The 17,663-nt window shown below is 68.9% G+C and carries 15 protein-coding genes and 1 tRNA gene; 3 read left to right on the top strand and 13 right to left on the bottom strand.

Annotation, left to right across the window (positions count from 1 at the left end):
• Window positions 1-23: 23 nt before the first annotated feature.
• From rpoB to CW362_RS10670, 10 genes are all read right to left on the bottom strand, one after another.
• The gene (gene rpoB / locus CW362_RS10720; RefSeq protein WP_037627035.1) at window positions 24-3,509 is read right to left on the bottom strand and encodes a DNA-directed RNA polymerase subunit beta; all 3,486 of its coding nucleotides are present in this window, start codon (window positions 3,507-3,509) and stop codon (window positions 24-26) included.
• A gap of 636 nt (window positions 3,510-4,145) precedes the next feature.
• Window positions 4,146-4,529: a 50S ribosomal protein L7/L12 gene (rplL, locus tag CW362_RS10710; protein ID WP_103549164.1), complete on the bottom strand. Its 384-nt coding sequence runs from the start codon at window positions 4,527-4,529 to the stop codon at window positions 4,146-4,148.
• Between the two features lie 109 nt (window positions 4,530-4,638).
• Window positions 4,639-5,169, bottom strand: coding sequence for a 50S ribosomal protein L10 (rplJ, locus tag CW362_RS10705; RefSeq protein ID WP_103549163.1), 531 nt, complete (start codon window positions 5,167-5,169; stop codon window positions 4,639-4,641).
• Window positions 5,170-5,489: 320 nt separating this feature from the next.
• Window positions 5,490-6,341, bottom strand: a complete 852-nt coding sequence (locus CW362_RS10700) for an SCO4651 family lipoprotein (protein WP_240657744.1) — start codon at window positions 6,339-6,341, stop codon at window positions 5,490-5,492.
• Window positions 6,342-6,532: 191 nt separating this feature from the next.
• Complete coding sequence (locus CW362_RS10695) at window positions 6,533-7,480, bottom strand: SCO4651 family lipoprotein (RefSeq protein ID WP_103549161.1); 948 nt, start codon at window positions 7,478-7,480, stop codon at window positions 6,533-6,535.
• Window positions 7,481-7,693: 213 nt separating this feature from the next.
• Window positions 7,694-8,419 (bottom strand): 50S ribosomal protein L1, encoded by a 726-nt coding sequence (gene rplA / locus CW362_RS10690; protein WP_103549160.1) that lies wholly within the window; start codon window positions 8,417-8,419, stop codon window positions 7,694-7,696.
• A gap of 94 nt (window positions 8,420-8,513) precedes the next feature.
• Window positions 8,514-8,948 (bottom strand): 50S ribosomal protein L11, encoded by a 435-nt coding sequence (gene rplK / locus CW362_RS10685; protein ID WP_037627044.1) that lies wholly within the window; start codon window positions 8,946-8,948, stop codon window positions 8,514-8,516.
• A gap of 193 nt (window positions 8,949-9,141) precedes the next feature.
• A complete protein-coding gene (nusG, locus tag CW362_RS10680) occupies window positions 9,142-9,984 on the bottom strand; it encodes a transcription termination/antitermination protein NusG (RefSeq protein ID WP_103549159.1) in 843 nt (280 codons plus the stop codon).
• Window positions 9,985-10,061: 77 nt separating this feature from the next.
• Window positions 10,062-10,343: a preprotein translocase subunit SecE gene (gene secE / locus CW362_RS10675; protein ID WP_103549158.1), complete on the bottom strand. Its 282-nt coding sequence runs from the start codon at window positions 10,341-10,343 to the stop codon at window positions 10,062-10,064.
• A 105-nt stretch (window positions 10,344-10,448) separates the two neighbouring features.
• A tRNA-Trp gene (locus CW362_RS10670) sits at window positions 10,449-10,521 on the bottom strand.
• A gap of 246 nt (window positions 10,522-10,767) precedes the next feature.
• Here CW362_RS10670 and CW362_RS10665 point away from each other — a divergent pair.
• Window positions 10,768-11,994 (top strand): pyridoxal phosphate-dependent aminotransferase, encoded by a 1,227-nt coding sequence (locus CW362_RS10665; protein ID WP_103549157.1) that lies wholly within the window; start codon window positions 10,768-10,770, stop codon window positions 11,992-11,994.
• A gap of 171 nt (window positions 11,995-12,165) precedes the next feature.
• Complete coding sequence (locus CW362_RS10660; RefSeq protein ID WP_103549156.1) at window positions 12,166-13,197, top strand: adenosine deaminase; 1,032 nt, start codon at window positions 12,166-12,168, stop codon at window positions 13,195-13,197.
• A gap of 51 nt (window positions 13,198-13,248) precedes the next feature.
• On the opposite strand, the gene CW362_RS10655 is transcribed toward CW362_RS10660, so the two are convergent.
• The gene (locus CW362_RS10655) at window positions 13,249-13,929 is read right to left on the bottom strand and encodes a TetR/AcrR family transcriptional regulator (protein ID WP_103549155.1); all 681 of its coding nucleotides are present in this window, start codon (window positions 13,927-13,929) and stop codon (window positions 13,249-13,251) included.
• A 187-nt stretch (window positions 13,930-14,116) separates the two neighbouring features.
• Here CW362_RS10655 and CW362_RS10650 point away from each other — a divergent pair, with 187 nt between their 5' ends.
• A complete protein-coding gene (locus CW362_RS10650; RefSeq protein WP_103549154.1) occupies window positions 14,117-14,749 on the top strand; it encodes an NAD(P)-dependent oxidoreductase in 633 nt (210 codons plus the stop codon).
• 158 nt (window positions 14,750-14,907) lie between these two features.
• Here the strand turns inward: CW362_RS10650 and CW362_RS10645 are convergent, their stop codons facing one another.
• Both CW362_RS10645 and CW362_RS10640 read right to left on the bottom strand, forming a co-directional pair.
• Entirely contained in the window at window positions 14,908-15,963 is a 1,056-nt protein-coding gene (locus CW362_RS10645) for a UDP-N-acetylmuramate dehydrogenase (protein ID WP_206300928.1), read from the bottom strand.
• A gap of 159 nt (window positions 15,964-16,122) precedes the next feature.
• On the bottom strand, window positions 16,123-17,622 hold the full coding sequence (locus CW362_RS10640) for a DHA2 family efflux MFS transporter permease subunit (protein ID WP_103549152.1): 1,500 nt from the start codon (window positions 17,620-17,622) through the stop codon (window positions 16,123-16,125).
• Window positions 17,623-17,663: the final 41 nt, after the last annotated feature.

Here is a 17,663-nt window from a genome sequence, read left to right as displayed (position 1 = left end):
GCCAAGGCCCGGCCGGACTCCCGTCAGACCTCTTCGACGCTGCTCGGCTCGCGCCGGGACAGGTCGATGCCGAGCTCCTCCGCCGCGCGGAAGACGTCCTCGTCGGTGTCGCGCATCTCGATGGACATGCCGTCCGAGGACAGCACCTCCACGTTGAGGCACAGGGACTGCATCTCCTTGATGAGCACCTTGAAGGACTCGGGGATGCCGGGCTCGGGGATGTTCTCGCCCTTGACGATGGCCTCGTAGACCTTCACGCGGCCGGTCACGTCGTCGGACTTGATCGTCAGCAGCTCCTGGAGGGCGTAAGCGGCGCCGTACGCCTCCAGCGCCCACACCTCCATCTCACCGAAGCGCTGGCCACCGAACTGAGCCTTACCACCCAGCGGCTGCTGGGTGATCATCGAGTACGGACCGGTCGAGCGGGCGTGGAGCTTGTCGTCGACCAGGTGGTGCAGCTTGAGGATGTACATGTACCCGACCGAGATCGGGTCCGGGAACGGCTCGCCGGAGCGGCCGTCGAACAGCCTCGCCTTGCCGGACGGGAGGACCAGACGGTCGCCGTCGCGGTTGGGCAGGGTGTGCTCGAACAGACCCGCGAGCTCGTCCTCGCGCGCACCGTCGAAGACCGGGGTGGCGACGTTCGTCCGCGGCGGGACCTGGTCGGCACCGATGGCCTGGAGGCGCTTCGCCCAGTCGTCCGCGAGACCGGAGACGTCCCAGCCGCGGCTGGCGAGCCAGCCGAGGTGGATCTCCAGCACCTGTCCCGGGTTCATTCGGGACGGGACACCGAGCGGGTTGAGGATGATGTCGACCGGGGTGCCGTCCTCCAGGAACGGCATGTCCTCGATCGGCAGGATCTTCGAGATGACACCCTTGTTGCCGTGACGGCCGGCGAGCTTGTCACCGTCCGTGATCTTGCGCTTCTGCGCCACGTAGACACGAACCAGCTGGTTCACGCCCGGCGGCAGCTCGTCGCCCTCTTCACGGTCGAAGACGCGGACGCCGATGACCTTGCCGATCTCGCCGTGCGGGACCTTCAGGGAGGTGTCGCGGACCTCGCGGGCCTTCTCACCGAAGATCGCGCGCAGCAGGCGCTCCTCCGGCGTCAGCTCGGTCTCGCCCTTGGGCGTGACCTTGCCGACGAGGATGTCGCCGGCGACGACCTCGGCACCGATACGGATGATGCCGCGCTCGTCGAGGTCGGCGAGGACCTCCTCGGAGACGTTCGGGATGTCCCGGGTGATCTCCTCGGGGCCGAGCTTGGTGTCACGGGCGTCGACCTCGTGCTCCTCGATGTGGATCGAGGAGAGGACGTCGTCCTGCACGAGGCGCTGCGACAGGATGATCGCGTCCTCGTAGTTGTGACCCTCCCACGGCATGAACGCCACGAGCAGGTTCTTGCCGAGGGCCATCTCGCCGTCCTCGGTCGCGGGACCGTCGGCCAGGACCTGGCCCTCGATCACGCGGGCGCCCTCGTCCACGACAACCTTCTGGTTGACGGAGGTGCCCTGGTTCGACCGGGAGAACTTGTGCAGGCGGTACGTGGTGTACGTGCCGTCGTCGTTGGCGGTGGTGATGTAGTCCGCGGAGACCTCCTGGACCACACCGTCCTTCTCCGACTTCAGGACGTCACCGGCGTCGACCGCGCAGCGGTACTCCATGCCGGTGCCGACCAGCGGCGCCTCGGACTTGATGAGGGGCACGGCCTGGCGCATCATGTTCGCGCCCATGAGGGCACGGTTGGCGTCGTCGTGCTCCAGGAACGGGATCATCGCGGTCGCGACCGACACCATCTGGCGCGGGGAGACGTCCATGTAGTCGACGTCGTCACCGGGGACGTAGTCGACCTCGCCGCCACGGCGGCGGACCAGGACGCGGGACTCCTCGAAGCGGAGCTCGTCCGTCAGCGGCGCGTTGGCCTGCGCGATGACGAACCGGTCCTCTTCGTCGGCCGTGAGGTAGTCGACCTCGTCGGTGACGACACCGTCGGTGACCCGGCGGTAGGGCGTCTCGACGAAACCGAACGCGTTCACGCGGCCGTAGGAGGCGAGCGAGCCGATCAGACCGATGTTCGGGCCTTCAGGGGTCTCGATCGGGCACATGCGGCCGTAGTGCGACGGGTGCACGTCACGGACCTCGAAGCCGGCCCGCTCACGGGAGAGACCACCCGGGCCAAGGGCCGACAGGCGGCGCTTGTGGGTGAGACCCGACAGCGGGTTGTTCTGGTCCATGAACTGCGACAGCTGGCTGGTGCCGAAGAACTCCTTGATGGAGGCGACGACCGGCCGGATGTTGATCAGGGTCTGCGGCGTGATCGCCTCGACGTCCTGGGTCGTCATGCGCTCGCGCACGACGCGCTCCATACGAGCCAGACCCGTGCGGACCTGGTTCTGGATGAGCTCGCCGACGTTGCGCAGACGGCGGTTGCCGAAGTGGTCGATGTCGTCGGTCTCGACGACGATCGAGGTGCCGTTGTCGCCGACGGTCTCGGTCTCACCGGCGTGCAGCTTCACCAGGTACTTGATCGTCGAGATGATGTCCTCGACGGTCAGGATCCCGGCGTCGAGCGGGGCGTCGCCGCCCAGCTTCTTGTTGACCTTGTAACGGCCGACCTTGGCGAGGTCGTAGCGCTTCGGGTTGAAGTAGAGGTTCTCCAGAAGCGTCTGCGCGGCCTCGCGCGTCGGCGGCTCGCCCGGACGCAGCTTGCGGTAGATGTCCAGCAGCGCGTCGTCCTGGCCCTGGGTGTGGTCCTTCTCCAGGGTGGCGCGCATGGACTCGTACTCGCCGAACTCCTCGAGGATCTGCTCGGTGGTCCAGCCGAGAGCCTTCAGGAGGACGGTGACGGACTGCTTGCGCTTGCGGTCGATGCGGACACCGACCATGTCGCGCTTGTCGATCTCCATCTCCAGCCAGGCACCCCGGGAGGGGATGACCTTGGCCGAGAAGATGTCCTTGTCGGACGTCTTGTCGATGGAGGAGTCGAAGTAGACACCCGGCGAGCGGACCAGCTGCGACACGACGACACGCTCGGTGCCGTTGATGACGAAGGTGCCCTTGTTGGTCATGAGCGGGAAGTCGCCCATGAAGACCGTCTGGGACTTGATCTCGCCGGTCTCGTTGTTGGTGAACTCGGCGGTGACGAAGAGCGGGGCCGCGTACGTGAAGTCGCGGTCCTTGCACTCGTCGATGGAGTTCTTCGGCGGCTCGAAACGGTGGTCGCGGAACGTCAGGGACATCGACCCGCTGAAGTCCTCGATCGGGGAGATCTCCTCGAAGATCTCCTCCAGACCGGACTTGGTGGGGACGTCCTGTCCGCTGTCCAGAGCCGCCTCGACACGAGCCTTCCACGCGTCGTTGCCGAGCAGCCAGTCGAAGCTCTCGGTTTGCAGCGCAAGAAGGTTCGGAACCTCGAGGGGCTCCTTGATCTTTGCAAAGGAGATGCGCAGCGGGGCGGTGCTGGCGCCGTTGTTCGTATTCGCGGTCGAGGCAGTGCGCGAGGCGGCCAAGAGGGGGTCCTTCCGAGGGCTCGGACTCACTACGCGCGTACCGGTCCCATGTCGGACATGGCGTCGGGCCGTTCCCGATCCAGCCGGTAAAGGCCAGGTCAGAGGTGGTCCAACAGTCGATGCTCAAACACGGGCATGCCCCTGGTGACGGGCAGGAGGCAGCTAACAGGCAGCGCAAAGGGTCAGTGTAGCCACTAGGCCCACTGATGTCCAGTCCCTGTTTTTTGAGACTCTCACTGTTCTCAACACCTGCGGCAAGCCACGCCCTCAATGCACATCGATACTGCCCTCTCCGTCAGCGATCCATGCCTCGGATACGGATCGTTGTGACGACGCGTCCTGAGAATTGCGCGCTGCGTGCGGTTCGTCAAGGCCCCCCATGCCCAAAGCAAGTGCCGCGATCGTCACGTGCGGCCCGTCTTGCAACCCGTCCCTCTGCCTGTCACAGGGTGGCCGGAGGCACAACGAAGATCACCATACTCTTCGCGTCCCACAGCGCAAGGCTGCCGCTTCAGGACCCCTGGAACGCCGAAGAGCGACCACCCAGTTGGGTGATCGCTCTTCGGTGCGTCAGCGTTACAGCGCTACGGGAGCGACTGTGTCGGCTTCACAGGAGTCCTCGGGGGACTCGTCGAGTTACTTGACCTCGACGGAGGCGCCGGCGCCCTTGAGGGACTCGGCAGCCTTCTCGGCGGCCTCCTTGGCGACCTTCTCGAGGACGGGCTTCGGGGCGCCGTCGACGAGGTCCTTGGCCTCCTTGAGGCCCAGGGAGGTGAGCTCGCGCACGACCTTGATGACCTGGATCTTCTTCTCGCCGGCACCCGTGAGGATGACGTCGAACTCGTCCTGCTCCTCAGCGGCCTCGGCGGGGGCACCGGTGGCGGCGGGGCCGGCAACGGCGACGGCCGCGGCGGCGGTGACGTCGAACTTCTCCTCGAAGGCCTTCACGAACTCGGCGAGCTCGATGAGGGTGAGGTTCTCGAACTGCTCGAGCAGCTCTTCCTGGGACAGCTTCGCCATGATGGCGTCCTTCCACTAAATCGGCAGGTGCCGGATGTACGGGTGAGGCGGGCGTACGTTCGGCCCGCTACGACCGTCGCCTCAGGCGGCGGTCAATGCGCGAGCCGAATTACTCGGCACCGCCCTGCTCGGCCTGCTTGGCACGAAGCGCCTCCGCGGTGCGGACGAACTTCGAGGGCAGGGCCTGGAAGAGGCGAGCAGTCTGCGTCTGCTTGCCCTTGAAGGCACCCGCCAGCTTGGCGAGCAGAACCTCGCGGGACTCGAGGTCCGCAAGCTTCTTGATCTCGTCGGCGGACAGCGCCTTGCCGTCAAGGACACCGCCCTTGATGACGAGGTTCGGGTTGTCCTTGGCGAAGTCACGAAGACCCTTCGCCGACGTCACCGGGTCACCGGTGATGAAGGCGACCGCCGTCGGACCGTTGAACAGGTCGTCGAGCGTGGAGATCCCGGCCTCGTTGGCCGCGATCTTGGTCAGCGTGTTCTTCACCACGGCGTACTGGGCGTCTTCACCGAGCGAACGGCGCAGCGTCTTGAGCTGCGCCACGGTGAGACCCCGGTACTCGGTCAGCACGGCGGCGTTCGAGCTGCGGAACTGGTCCGCGAGCTCGGCTACCGCGGCAGCCTTGTCGGGCCTTGCCATAAGCGTGGCCTCCTTCCGGGTGATGAGGACCGCTCAGAAGGGGCCGACACAACAAAACGCCCCGGCGCAGGCGCACGGGGCGTAGCTCGACCGGATTCCTCCGCACGCTGGGCGTACGGACTCCGGGAACACATCCACGATCACCTGCGCGGGTCGTCCGCAGTTCAGCGGATCCTTCGGTCACCACGCCCTCTTGCGAGCGCGGGGCAACGACCAGCGGTCTTTGGCTTCTCGAGGAGAGTACGTGAAGGGGACGGCGTCAAGCAAATCCGGCCGAACGGCCCGGCCGCGGGCCGCGCCCGCGGCTCCGGCGGCGCCGGTCAGCCCTGCTGCTGGACGCCCTTCATCATCTCGGCGAGGTCGAAGGTGTCCTTGGCCGGCGGGGCGGTCACGGTCACGGGCTTGTTGTAGTCCAGGAAGGTGATGGTCAGGTCGAGCGGACCCTTGTCGGCGGTCCCGCGCATGCGGAACTGCTTGGTGTGGTCGTCCCCGTCGATCCACATGTCCATCGTGAGCGAGTCGATGCCCATCTTCGTGTACTGGTCGAGGGCCTTCTCCCGCTTCTCGCGCGTGGCCTTGTCCTGGCCCTTGAGCGACTTGCGGAACTCGTCGAGGGGGACCGTTCCCTTGTAGTGCGTGGTCTTCACGCCGTCGACGGTCTCGGTCCCGACCTTCTTCAGGTCCTTGGAGCCGGTGAGGAAGGTGGAGTCGGTGGCCGGGTTCTTGTCGGCCTGTCCGCCGCCCAGCTGGTTCGTGTTCAGCTCCTTGTCCGCGCCCAGCGCGGACATGTCGAACTTCATCCAGCTCTTGCCGTCCATCTCCTTGGCGACCTTGGCGCCCCCGCCGATGTACATCGCCTTGCCCACGAGCCGGATCTCGACCGGGCCGTCGGTGGCCTGGTCCTCGGCGGTTATTTTCATGCTCATGGCCAGCGGCTTCATGCTCATCGACGCCTCACCGGAGACGTTGCCCTCCCCCGGGGCCTTGCCCTTCATCCGGTAGTGGAGCGAGGTGATGTCCTCGGTCTTCTTCGCCGCCTTCGCCACGGCCGCGGCGGGCGTGAGTTCGGGCGACTCCTCCTTCGCGCCCTTCGTGCAGCCCACCGCGCCCCCGCCGAGGACCAGGGCCGCGAGTGCCGCCCCGGTCGCCCGGCGCCGTACCGAGTTGCTCACAGAAAGCTTCAAGGTTCCCCCCAAGGAACAGGTGCTCGATTCACAGATTCGGCGTGAGCGTAGCCCAGGAGACCGGAACGATCACCTGCGTTTTCACGTGACCGTCTTGCGAGCGGAAGGGGTTGGGGCGGTGCGGGCCGGAAGGGGCTCGCACCGGACGGTGAGAGGGCGTGCGCCGGTGCGCGAGGGACTCAGGAGGCGGAGCCGGTCGAGGAGCCGGTCGCCGTGTCGCCGCTGCCCGGGGTCACGCCCTGCTTCGACAGGAGGTCCTTGAAGTCCTCGGTGTCACCGACCGGGGGCGCCTCGGCGGAGACCTTCACCCCGTAGTCGCTGTAGTACGTCGTGGAGGACATCGTGCCGCTCGCCATCGCGGCCTCGGAGACCGCCTTGACGAGCAGGTCCTTGGCGTCGACCCAGATGTCCACGTCCTCCGTCGTGATGCCGGCCGTGGTGAACTGCTTCTTCATGTCGGCGAGTTGGCTCGCGGTGAGGTGGGAGCTGCGGGCCGCGAGGTCGCTCACGTCCACCGTGCCCGCGTAGTGCGTGGTCCTTCGGCCGCGGACCGTCTCCTCGCCCACCTTCTTGACGTCGCCGGACGCCAGCAGGAGCTTCACCGACTGGTTCGGCGAGCTGTTCTGCATCTGGTCCTTCAGGAGCGCGCCGGAGCCGCCCCCGAACTCCGCCAGGTCGTCGTACCCGTACCTGATCCAGTGCTTGCCGCCCGCCTGCTGGGCGAAGGCGTCGCCCATCTTCGCGTAGTAGGCGTCGGACAGGTAGCGGGCCTCCATGGAGTCGCTGCCCATCTTGCGCATCGCCTCGGCCATCGAGCCGCCGGTGTACGTGATCTTCATGTTGCCGGTGAAGCCGTCGCCCCAGGCCATGACGCCGCCCGACTTCATGGACATCAGCGTGCCCAGGGTCGTCGTGGACTCGATCCTCGCGGAGTCGGCGCCGTCGGTGGACCGCTCCGCGGAGCGCAGGGCCGCGATGGGACTGACGCGCGCGGCGCTCTTGTGACCGGCCTTGTCTCCCTTGCCCGAACCCCCGGAGGAGTCCGAGGAGTTGCAGGCCGCCACCCCGGCCAGCGCGGTCGTCAGCGCGATCGAGACAGTCACACGGCGCACCATGGTGCTCTTCATTCGTCCCACCCCTATGCGAATTCTGTGAACCGCACGCTAGCGCGCCCCACTGACACTCGTACCCGGATTTCCGGCCGGGGCGACCGCCCCGGAGAGGCCCCGGACAACGCCCGGAAAAGCCTCCGCACATGAGGACGGGCCCCGCACCTCGAAAGGTTGCGGGGCCCGTTCAGATACGCGTGCGCGACGCGGTCACCGGGGTGAGCGAAAGGCTCAGACGGCGGCCGGGTCCTCCTCGACGAGGAGGTTGCGGGTGCGGTTCGGGTCGACAGGAATGCCGGGGCCGATCGTGGTGCTGATCGCGGCCTTCTTGACGTACCGGCCCTTGGCGGCCGACGGCTTCAGACGGAGGATCTCGTCGAGCGCGGCGCTGTAGTTCTCCACCAGCTTGGCGTCGTCGAAGGACACCTTGCCGATGATGAAGTGCAGGTTCGAGTGCTTGTCGACGCGGAACTCGATCTTGCCGCCCTTGATGTCGGTGACAGCCTTGGCGACGTCGGGGGTCACGGTGCCGGTCTTGGGGTTCGGCATGAGACCACGGGGACCGAGCACGCGACCGAGGCGGCCGACCTTGCCCATGAGGTCCGGGGTGGCGACGACGGCGTCGAAGTCCAGACGGCCCTTCGCGACCTCGTCGATCAGTTCGTCGGAGCCGACGATGTCGGCGCCAGCGGCCTCCGCGGCCGCAGCACGGTCACCGGTCGCGAAGACCAGGACCCGGGCGGTCTTGCCGGTGCCGTGCGGCAGGTTCACGGTGCCACGGACCATCTGGTCGGCCTTGCGCGGGTCGACACCCAGGCGGAAGGCGACCTCGACGGTGCCGTCGAACTTGCTGGTGGAGGTCTCCTTGGCGAGACGGACGGCCTCGAGCGGGGCGTAGAGCTTGTCCCGGTCGACCTTGGCGTCCGCAGCCCGGAGGGACTTGCTGCGCTTGCTCACTACTGCTCCTGATGTGTTCTGAGGAGTCGTGGTACGGGCCGAGCAGGCCCCGCCACGTGCGGCCGAGGCCGCATGGTTCCTACGAAGGTGGGTGTCAGCCCTCGACCGTGATGCCCATGGAACGGGCGGTGCCGGCGATGATCTTCGCAGCGGCGTCCAGGTCGTTGGCGTTGAGGTCGGGCATCTTGGTCGTGGCGATCTCGCGGACCTGCGCCTCGGTGATCTTGGCGACCTTGGTCTTGTGCGGCTCGCCGGAGCCCTTCTCGACACCCGCGGCCTTGAGGATCATCTTGGCGGCCGGCGGAGTCTTGGTCACGAAGGTGAAGGAACGGTCCTCGTAGACCGTGATCTCCACCGGGATGACCCAGCCACGCTGCGACTCGGTCGCGGCGTTGTAGGCCTTGCAGAACTCCATGATGTTGACGCCGTGCTGACCGAGCGCGGGGCCGACCGGCGGGGCCGGGTTCGCCGCACCGGCGTTGATCTGGAGCTTGATAAGCCCCGTGACCTTCTTCTTCTTGGGAGGCATTCCGGGTCCTCTTTCGTTTTCGCCTTCCTACGTCCGAGTCGCCCCGGACGGCTGCCTTCAACCGAGGAAATGATCCGGATGGAGGCATACCGCACAACGATAACGGGTATCTGTGCGCGGCTAAAAACCGAGCAGGTCAGATGGGCTGCACCAGCCCGTCTGACCTGATCGGAAGACGTACGTCCAGAAGGTGCTAGTTCTTCTGGATCTGGTCGAAGGAGAGCTCGACCGGGGTCTCGCGGCCGAAGATCTCGACGAGGCCCTTGACCTTCTTCGAGTCGGCGTTGATCTCGTTGATGGTGGCCTGCAACGTGGCGAACGGGCCGTCGGTGACGGTGACCGAGTCGCCGACCTCGAAGTCCAGCACCTGGACCTCGACCTTGCGCTGCGGAGCGGGCTTGCCCTCGGCCTCGGCGGCCTCGCGGGCGGCCTTCTCCTCGGCCTCCGGGGCGAGCATCTTCACGATCTCGTCCAGGGTCAGCGGGTACGGGTCGTAGGCGTTGCCCACGAAGCCGGTGACGCCGGGCGTGTTGCGGACGACGCCCCAGGACTCGTTCGTCAGGTCCATGCGGACCAGGACGTAGCCCGGGAGCTTGTTCTGCTTGATCGTCTTGCGCTCGCCGTTCTTGATCTGCGCGACCTCTTCCTGCGGCACCTCGGCCTGGAAGATGAAGTCCTCGACGTTCAGCGAGACGGCACGCTGCTCGAGGTTGGTCTTCACGCGGTTCTCGTAACCGGCGTACGTGTGGATGACGTACCACTCGCCGGGGAGCAGGCGCAGTTCGTCGCGCAGGGCGGTGACGGGGTCGACGGGCTCGGCCTCTTCCTCGGCCTCGGCCTCGTCGGACGCGTCCTCGTCCTCGACGTCCTCACCGGACTCGTCCTCGACGTGCAGGGCCTCGTCCTCGGCGCCCTCGCCGGCGGCGGCATCGGCAGCCTCGAACTCGTCCTCGACGTCCGCTCCCTCGACGGTCTCGAGCTCGTCGTCAACGGACTCGACCGACTCGGAGGCATCGTTCAGGTTCGGGTCAGACACGGTGGCTGCTTCTTCCTGGATACATGGGGGTGGAACGCGCGAAAGGGGCGCCGATGTCGGCGCCCTTCGCTCTCGGCTCAGCCGAAGACGTACTTGGCGGCGTGGTTGAGCCCATAGTCAATCACGGTCACCAGGCCGATCATGATGACGACGAACACAATCACCACTGTGGTGTAAGTCGTCAGCTGATTGCGAGTCGGCCAGACGACCTTGCGGAGTTCCGCGATGATCTGGCGATAGAAGGTGGCGAGGCGCTTCAGCGGGCCCTTCTTGGCACGCTTACCGCCCTTGCGGGCCTTCTTCTTGGACTCCGGCGCCTCGGCATCAGGCATGTCGATGGAGCCCACGGCGTCCGTCACTCGTCCTCACCTGATTCCCGGGTCGTGACCGTGCCGCGCCCGGTGGAGCCGCACGGCGGTGCATTGCAGTACGTACATGCGCACACATCCTGGCGGTGTGTGTAGCAGGGCCGGAGGGACTTGAACCCCCAACCGCCGGTTTTGGAGACCGGTGCTCTACCAATTGAGCTACGACCCTTTGTCTCCCCCAACGTACCGCATCCGACCGGGTGCTCGGTGTGCACCGGTTGGGCGCGGCCGGTGAAGGCCAACGAGGTGAGAGTGTACGTGGTCCGGAGCCGGGCGTCGAACAGAAAGTGCCCGTGCGGCCCTCTCCCGCTGAAGATCCACTGGTGGACCGCGCGGATCCGGACGGATGTTCTGCCGTTGTTCAGTCCGTGAAACCCGCGTGCCGGGGGTGTTTCCGGTCTGAAACGATGGGGTCATGAGCCCTGCAACCCCTCCCACCGAGCGCCGGGTCTCCGCCCGAGTCGGCGCGATCTCCGAATCCGCCACCCTCGCCGTGGACGCCAAGGCCAAGGCACTCAAGGCCGCCGGACGTCCGGTGATCGGCTTCGGCGCCGGTGAGCCCGACTTCCCGACCCCGGACTACATCGTCCAGGCCGCCATCGAGGCCTGCTCGAACCCCAAGTACCACCGCTACACGCCGGCCGGCGGGCTTCCCGAGCTGAAGGCCGCGATCGCCGCGAAGACGCTGCGCGACTCCGGCTTCGAGGTGGAGGCCGCCCAGGTCCTGGTCACCAACGGCGGCAAGCAGGCCATCTACGAGGCCTTCGCCGCGATCCTCGACCCGGGCGACGAGGTCATCGTCCCGGCGCCGTACTGGACGACCTACCCGGAGTCCATCCGCCTGGCCGGCGGTGTCCCGGTGGAGGTCGTCGCCGACGAGACCACCGGCTACCGCGTCTCGGTCGAGCAGCTGGAGGCCGCCCGCACCGAGAACACCAAGGTGCTGCTCTTCGTCTCCCCGTCCAACCCGACGGGCGCGGTCTACACCCGCGAGCAGATCGAGGAGATCGGCCGCTGGGCCGCCGAGAAGGGCCTGTGGGTCCTGACCGACGAGATCTACGAGCACCTGGTCTACGGCGACGCGGAGTTCCACTCGCTGCCCGTGGTCGTCCCCGAGCTGCGCGACAAGTGCATCGTCGTCAACGGCGTCGCCAAGACGTACGCGATGACCGGCTGGCGCGTGGGCTGGGTCATCGGCCCGAAGGACGTGATCAAGGCCGCGACCAACCTCCAGTCGCACGCCACCTCGAACGTCTCGAACGTGGCCCAGGTCGCCGCGCTCGCCGCCGTCTCCGGCGACCTCGAGGCCGTCGCGAAGATGCGCGAGGCCTTCGACCGCCGCCGCAAGACCATCGTGCGCATGCTGAACGAGATCGACGGCGTGCTGTGCCCCGAGCCCGAGGGCGCCTTCTACGCGTACCCCTCGGTGAAGGGTCTGATCGGCAAGGAGATCCGCGGCAAGCGCCCCGCGGACACCGTCGAGCTGGCCGCGCTCATCCTGGAGGAGGCCGAGGTCGCGGTCGTCCCGGGCGAGGCCTTCGGCACGCCGGGCTACCTGCGGCTGTCGTACGCGCTCGGCGACGAGGACCTCGTCGAGGGCGTCAGCCGGATCCAGAAGCTGCTGGCCGAGGCGACGGACTGATCCTCCCCGTCCTCCCGCGCCCTTCGGGACGCCGGTGACGTCATCACGCTCCACGCGCGTACGGGGGCCGGGCACTCACGGGAGCGCCCGGCCCCCGTTCATCTGTTCGGGCAAGCGCCCGAACAGGGAAATCCCTACCAGCACGCCATCCGGGTGCGGCAAGATCCTGGGATGGAGCGCGTACGTGATGTGAGTGAACTTCCGAAGGCCCATCTGCACCTGCACTTCACCGGGTCGATGCGGTCCACGACCCTGCTGGAGCTCGCCGACAAGTACGGAGTGCGGCTGCCAGAAGCGCTGACCGAGGCTCTGACCAGCGGGGAACCGCCGAAGCTGCGGGCGACCGACGAACGCGGCTGGTTCCGCTTCCAGCGCCTGTACGACGCCGCGCGGTCCTGCCTGAGAGAGCCCGAGGACATCCAGCGGCTGGTGCGCGAGGCCGCCGAGGAGGACCTGAAGGACGGCTCCGGCTGGCTGGAGATCCAGGTCGACCCGACGTCGTACGCCCCGCGCCTGGGCGGTCTGATCCCGGCCCTGGAGGTCATCCTGGACGCGGTCGACTCGGCCGTGCGGGACACCGGGCTCGGAATGCGCGTCCTGGTGGCCGCCAACCGGATGAAGCATCCCCTGGACGCCCGCACGCTGGCCCGGCTCGCCGTGCGGTACGCGGACCGGGGGATCGTCGGTTTCGGGCTCTCCAACGACGAGCGGCGGGGCATGGCGCGCGACTTCGACCGGGCCTTCGCCATCGCCCGCGAGGGCGGGCTGCTGTCCGCCCCGCACGGCGGCGAGCTGACCGGGCCCGCCTCGGTCCGCGACTGCCTGGACGACCTGCACGCCTCCCGGATCGGCCACGGCGTGCGCGCCGCCGAGGACCCGCGGCTGCTGAAGCATCTCGCGGACCGCGGGGTGACCTGCGAGGTCTGCCCCGCCTCGAACGTGGCCCTGGGCGTCTACGAGAAGCACACCGACGTCCCCCTGCGAACTCTGTTCGAAGCCGGGGTGCCGATGGCCCTCGGCGCCGACGACCCGCTGCTCTTCGGATCCCGGCTCGCCGCCCAGTACGAGATCGCCCGCCGCCACCACGCCTTCACGGACCAGGAGCTGGCCGAGCTGGCCCGGCAGTCCGTCCGCGCCTCGGCCGCGCCCGAGGACGTCCGCGCGAAACTGCTGGCCGGCGTCGACGACTGGCTGACCGGCTGAGCCCACCTGTCCGGTCCGACCGCTCCGGCCGCTCCGGCCGCTCCGGCCGACCTATCCCGCGTCGGCGGTCGCGGCACCCGTGTCCCGGGGCGCGATCCCGGCCAGCAGGGTGCGGGCCAGCGTCGGGGCGAAGGTGTCCAGGGGCGGCGCACCCTCCTCGGTGGCCTCGTAGGCGAAGGCCCGCTGCGCACAGGCCCCGAGGAGCAGGGAGGCCGCCGCGTAGGTGTCGGCGTCCGGCTGGACGCGCCCGGCCCGCTGCTCCGCCAGCAGATAGGCGGCGACGCCCCGGATCGGCATGTGCGGCCCCGCGCCCATGGCCCGTACGGCCTCGTCGTGGCGGCGCTTGAGCTGCGGGTCCGCGTACAGCGAGGCGGCGATCGGGAAGCTCTGCTCGTAGAAGAGGGCCGCCTGGCGGGCGATCTGCGTGAGGTTCTCCTCCAGGGAGTGCTCCCGGGGCTCGGCCGTCAGCCGCTCCAGGAGAGGGCCCAGCCGGGGCAGCCGCTCGTGGAGGACCCGGATGAACAGTTCCTCCTTGCTCGCGAAGTACTTGTAGAGCGCCGCCTCGGAGCAGCCGGCCGCCCTGGCGATCTCCTTGGTGGTGGTCCGGGAGAGGCCGAGGGTGAGCATGAGCTCGTGCGCCGCGTCGAGGATGCGGATCCTGGCCGGCTTCGACGGCTTCGACGACTCGGTCGGCGTGGTCGGCGTGGTCTCCGTGGCGGATTTCTGCTGCATGGGGCCCAAGGATTCCATGGCCACTCCTCTTGGGGTTGACGAGTGGGTGAGTACTTACCCACCCTAGAAGGAGCAGGGGTGAGTGAACACTCACCCACCTGGACGGGGGCCGGTCGGACGGACGGCCGTCGCGGCGTCCCGTCCTCCGTCCAGCCCATCTCCCCTCTCATACGTTGCGGAGCAGGTCATGAAACTCACCGTTCTGGGTGCCACCGGAGGCATCGGCCAGGAGATCGTCCGCCAGGCCCTGGGCACGGGTCACCAGGTCACGGCGGTCGTCCGCGATCCCGCGCGGCTCACCGTCACGGGCGCGGGCCTGGAGGTCGTCCGCGCGGATCTCACCGACCCGGGACCGCTGCGCCCCGCCGTCGCGGGCCGGGACGCGGTCCTGTCCGGCCTCGGCGCGCGCAGCCGCAAGGACGCCGGGGTGGCGGCCCGGCTCACCCGTACGGTGCTGGCCGCCATGGAGGCGGAACAGGTACGACGGCTGCTGGTCGTCAGCGCGGCCCCGGTCGGGCCCGCCGCACAGGACGACGCGCTCCTGGACCGCGCGATGCTGCGGCTGGTCTCCGCGCTGCTGAAGGACGTCTACGCCGACCTGCGGGAGATGGAGGGCGCACTGGCGGCCAGTGCCACGGACTGGACCGCGGTCCGGCCGCCCCGGCTCCAGAACAAGCCGCTGACCGGCTCGTACCGCACGGTCGTCGGAGGCTCCCCGCCCCGGGGCCGCTTCATCGCGCGCGCCGACGTGGCCCACGCGATGCTGGCGATGATCGACGATCCGGGGACCGTGAAGCAGGGGGTGGGGATCGCCTATTAGGGGGGCACCGCCCGCGCGGCCGCGTCGGTGCGTGGGAGCACGGGGGCGCGCGGGGGCGTGGGTGACGGGCGCCCACCGTGGGGGCGCGGCGCAGGGCGCCGGAGTGCCCGGGCACCGGGGCACCGGGGCACCGGTAGGCCGGTACCCCGGCAGGCCGTTCAGAGGGTCGCGTTCACCGTCACCGGCTCGTTGACGAGCGTGATCCCGAAGGCATCGTGGACCCCCGCGACGACCTCGCGGGCCAGTGCGAGAAGGTCCTCGGTGGTCGCCGCGCCCCGGTTGGTCAGGGCGAGGGTGTGCTTGGTGGAGATGCGGGCCGGGCCGGTGCCGTAGCCCTTGGTGAAGCCGGCCTTGTCGATGAGCCAGGCCGCGGAGGTCTTGGTGTGGCCCTCGCCCGCCGCGTACGCCGGGGGCACGGCGTCGGCGCCGAGCCGCTCCCGCACGCGCGCGTGGAACGCGGCGAACGCCTCGTCCGTGAGGATCGGGTTGGTGAAGAACGAGCCGGCCGACCAGGTGTCGTGGTCCTCGGGGTCGAGCACCATGCCTTTCCCCGCACGCAGCTTCAGGACGGTCTCGCGGGCGGCGTCGAGGGGCACGCGGTCCCCGGGCTCCACACCGAGCGCACGGGCCGTCTCCGCGTACTTGAGCGGCGCCGACAGTCCCTGCGCGTCCTCGAGGCCGAAGCGCACCCGCAGCACCACATGGCGCTCGGGATCGGCCTTGAAGCGGCTGTGACGGTACGAGAACTCGCACTCGGCGTTGGTCAGGGTGACCGTCTCGCGGGTCCTGCGGTCGTAGGCGACCACCTCGGTGATCGTCGACGACACCTCCTGGCCGTACGCGCCCACGTTCTGGATCGGCGTCGCACCGGCGGACCCGGGGATGCCGGCGAGGCACTCGATCCCGGCGAGCCCGGCCTCCACGGAGCGCGCGACCGCGTCGGTCCACACCTCGCCCGCGGCCAGTTCCAGGCTCGTACCGTCGAGGTCGAAGCCCTTCGTGGCGATGCGCAGGGCGGTCCCGGCGAAGCCCTTGTCGCCGATGACGAGGTTCGATCCGCCGCCGATGAGCAGCAGCGGCGTACCGGCGTCGTCGGCCTCGCGCACGGCGGCGATCACCTCGGCGTCGGTCGTGGCGGTGATCAGCCGGGCGGCCGGGCCGCCGAGCCGGAAGGTGGTCAGCGGGGCGAGCGGGGCATCGTGGAGTTCCTGCACGGGCCCAAGACTACGAGACGGCACCGACTGCTCCGGGCGCACGGGGTCGCACGGGTTCCGGGGGACGGGGTCGCCGGGAGGGGCGGGTGGCGGTCGCCGGACCGGCACGCGTACGGCCCCGTCCGCCCGGACGGGGCCGTACGCGTGAGGGCCCGGTGTTCAGCGGCCGACGCTCTCCAGCACCGGGGCCGACCCGGCGGAGCCGGACTGGGCCGCGTCCACCGCGTTCCCCGCGGTGCGGCGCCCGGCCGGGATCGCCAGGGCGGCGATTCCGGCGAGGGCCACGACCGCCGAGCCGGTGACCAGCGCGGGCCGCAGTCCGTCGACGAAGGCCTGGCCGGACTCGTATCCGCCCTGAGCGGCGAAGATCGACGACATGATCGCGACACCGAGCGCGCCGCCCACCTCGCGCAGCGCGTTGTTGGCGCCCGAGGCGATGCCCTGCTCCTGCGGCCGGACGCTGGACATGACCAGGTTGGCGGCCGGGGCGAAGTACAGCGCCATGCCGACACCGCTGATGATCAGAGCGGGCAGCTGAGCGCCGTAGGAGGCGTGGGCGGTGGCCACGACGGCCATGTAGCCGAGGCCGACGGCCTGGAGGAAGAGGCCTGCGGCGACGACCGGGCGCCCGCCGATGCGATCGGACAGGATGCCCGCGATCGGCGCGACGAGCATCGGCATGCCGGTCCAGGGGAGCATTCGCAGCCCCGCCTCGGTCGGCGAGTAGCCGAGCACGCCCTGCATGTACTGGCTGAGCAGGAAGATCGAGCCGAACATCCCGAGGAACATCAGCAGACTGGCCGCGTTGATCCCGGCGAAGGCGCGGGAGCGGAAGAGGCGCATCGGGAGCATCGGGTTCTTCGCCCGGGTGCCGTGGACGACGAAGCCGGCGAGGAGGACGCCGCCGGCGATCAGACCGGTCAGGACGAGCCCGCTGGTCCAGCCGTCGGAGGGGCCGCGGACCAGGCCGTAGACGATCCCGAAGAGGCCGCCGCTGGCGAGCAGGGTGCCGGGGAGGTCGAGCCGGGCACCGGCTCCGAACGACTCGGACAGGCGCAGCCGGGCGAGCGGGAGCACCGCGAGACCGAGCGGGACGTTCAGCCAGAAGATCCAGTGCCAGGAGACGTGCTCGGTGAGGCTGCCACCGATGAGCGGGCCCGAGGCGACCGCGAGTCCGTTGACGGCGCCCCAGATCCCGTACGCCATCCCTCGTTTGGCGGCGGGGACCGCGGCCGTCAGCAGGGTCAGGGTCAACGGCATCATGATCGCCGCGCCGACGCCCTGGACCGCGCGGGCGGCGATCAGGGAGTCGATGCCGGGGGCCATGGCCGCGGCGGCGGAGGCTCCGGTGAAGACGGTCAGACCGACCATGAAGAGCCTGCGGCGGCCGAACCGGTCACCGAGCGCCGCGCCGAACATCAGCAGGACGGCGAAGGTGAGCGTGTAGGCGCTCACGGTCCATTCCAGGTCGCTCAGGGCTCCCCCGAGATCCTCGCGGATGGAGGGCAGGGCGGTGGTGACGACGAGGTTGTCGAGGGCCGCCATGAACCCGGCGACGCTCGTGATGAGGAGGGCCCACCCGGCTCCACCGCGGCGCGGGGCCGGTTCCGGTGTCGCGTCTGCTGTCTTTGTCGTCCGCTGAGTCGTCCGCTGAGACATCGCTCCCCCTGAGCGTGATGTGATCGCCATTGACGTTAGTT

Origin of the sequence: Streptomyces populi (assembly GCF_002911015.1) — a bacterium.
Lineage (GTDB): Bacteria > Actinomycetota > Actinomycetes > Streptomycetales > Streptomycetaceae > Streptomyces > Streptomyces populi.
Note: the sequence above shows the minus strand (reverse complement) of the source record. Positions and strands in the feature narration are given on the sequence as shown.

Bases quoted from the DNA above. Each gene is read 5' to 3' on its own strand.
- rplL (WP_103549164.1), bottom strand. From the start codon at position 4,529: ATGGCGAAGCTGTCCCAGGAAGAGCTGCTCGAGCAGTTCGAGAACCTC.
- rplJ (WP_103549163.1), bottom strand. From the start codon at position 5,169: ATGGCAAGGCCCGACAAGGCTGCCGCGGTAGCCGAGCTCGCGGACCAG.
- CW362_RS10695 (WP_103549161.1), bottom strand. From the start codon at position 7,480: ATGAAGAGCACCATGGTGCGCCGTGTGACTGTCTCGATCGCGCTGACG.
- rplK (WP_037627044.1), bottom strand. From the start codon at position 8,948: ATGCCTCCCAAGAAGAAGAAGGTCACGGGGCTTATCAAGCTCCAGATC.
- CW362_RS10665 (WP_103549157.1), top strand. From the start codon at position 10,768: ATGAGCCCTGCAACCCCTCCCACCGAGCGCCGGGTCTCCGCCCGAGTC.
- CW362_RS10660 (WP_103549156.1), top strand. From the start codon at position 12,166: ATGGAGCGCGTACGTGATGTGAGTGAACTTCCGAAGGCCCATCTGCAC.
- CW362_RS10655 (WP_103549155.1), bottom strand. From the start codon at position 13,929: ATGCAGCAGAAATCCGCCACGGAGACCACGCCGACCACGCCGACCGAG.
- CW362_RS10650 (WP_103549154.1), top strand. From the start codon at position 14,117: ATGAAACTCACCGTTCTGGGTGCCACCGGAGGCATCGGCCAGGAGATC.
- CW362_RS10640 (WP_103549152.1), bottom strand. From the start codon at position 17,622: ATGTCTCAGCGGACGACTCAGCGGACGACAAAGACAGCAGACGCGACA.